Source organism: Ancylomarina longa (assembly GCF_003996985.1).
In the GTDB taxonomy this organism is placed as follows: Bacteria; Bacteroidota; Bacteroidia; order Bacteroidales; family Marinifilaceae; genus Ancylomarina_A; species Ancylomarina_A longa.
In genome coordinates, this window is record NZ_RJJX01000188.1 from 1 (window position 1) to 528 (window position 528).

Here is a 528-nt window from a genome sequence, read left to right on the forward strand (position 1 = left end):
CTTCAAACTGTAACATATTTGGAAGAAAACAAGAAAACATTTGAAACAGAAAGGGCTAAGTTAAATATGAGAATATCTGAATTAGCAGAACAGCTTCAGATTTTAGAAAATGAGTGTAGTAAGAATGTTGTTCTATATGACTCTATCTTTGCTGAAAGAACTGATCTTTATGCTAAAATCAAAGAACTTAAGGAAGAACTTTTGAAAAGAGATCAAACTGCTCAAACCATTCATCTAAACAAACCAAAGGAATTCAAATTTTACCATCCAAAAGAAGGTTTAGGGTTTGATAATCCTCATTAGTTGACAAAAGGCATTTCTCAAGCTCCTACCTTGTATGATGATAGATACATGGGTTATGATTATAAAATGATTTTTACAAGGGCATTTGACGAAGTTGAAGCAAGAGAAGATTTCAATCGTTCAAGAACTGATAAAATGCAACTTTCTTTTGATTATAATCAACTAAATAACAGTTATGGAACGAGGCAAATTACTCTTTCAGATGATTATTTTAATAGTTATTCT

At 30.5% G+C, this 528-nt stretch carries 2 protein-coding genes; both read left to right on the forward strand.

Annotated elements, in window-relative coordinates; translation table 11 throughout:
* On the forward strand, positions 1-303 hold a 303-nt coding region (locus tag DLK05_RS16930), incomplete at its 5' end, for a hypothetical protein (protein ID WP_209319957.1).
* Positions 304-528: hypothetical protein (locus tag DLK05_RS17680; RefSeq protein ID WP_209319958.1), on the forward strand; the 225-nt coding region annotated here is incomplete at its 3' end.